The 746-nt window shown below is 42.1% G+C and carries 1 protein-coding gene; it reads right to left on the bottom strand.

Going from position 1 to position 746, the window contains the following annotated elements; all coding sequences use genetic code 11:
* The coding region (locus tag HMPREF2613_RS11590) for an FtsK/SpoIIIE domain-containing protein (RefSeq protein ID WP_398577597.1) at positions 1-746 on the bottom strand (746 nt) is incomplete at both ends.

Genomic DNA, 746 nt, shown 5'->3' on the forward strand with positions numbered 1-746 from the left:
GCTCGATAGGATAGAACTCTTGAAAGGCTGAAAACTCGCTTTTAGGGTCGATAAAATACACCTCAGAACCGCTCATAAACAGTTGTAAAATCATTGAGAAAAGCAAACTACTTTTACCGCTCCCAGACTTGCCCCAAGCGATTATATGCGGTTTGTCAGCAAGATTTATAATCAAATCATTCTGCAACTTGATTTCGTGGCTCTTTTGCTTCATCTCTTCAAGGCTCTTTGGTCGCCAAGTTTTATCCGAGCCTTTATCTTCTAAGACAAATTTATAATACAAACCGTCGTCAGTTATTCGGCTTGAAACAACAGCATAAGCGCCTAATTTTCCGCGAAAACTAGAGTTTATATCCTCGGTCAATTTCTCAATGTCATACATGCCTGGGAGCTTTTCCATGCTCACTTTTACGCAAGACGGTAGGCTTGCGCCTACCGTCACCCGCGGAACAGAGATGTATGGAGTATCGCGCAGTTGATTGACTGACATTGTTGCGAGTAGGCTCTTTGTGATAGCTCGTTCTGCTCCTTTTTGCGTGATGTACGTTTTGATTGACTTCGCGTTGATCACTGACTTCATCAGTGAATACGCTCGTACAATCATCAAAACGCACACAAGCGACCAAAGAGCAAACTGAACAGCTTTAATCGATACGACAAGCCCAATTATTGAAGACAAAACAGCTAAAGATACAACTAACAACCACCAGAACCAAAAAAATCGGTATAGCGGTATTTTGTACACG

Source organism: Streptococcus sp. HMSC070B10, from assembly GCF_001808665.1.
In the GTDB taxonomy this organism is placed as follows: Bacteria; Bacillota; Bacilli; order Lactobacillales; family Streptococcaceae; genus Streptococcus.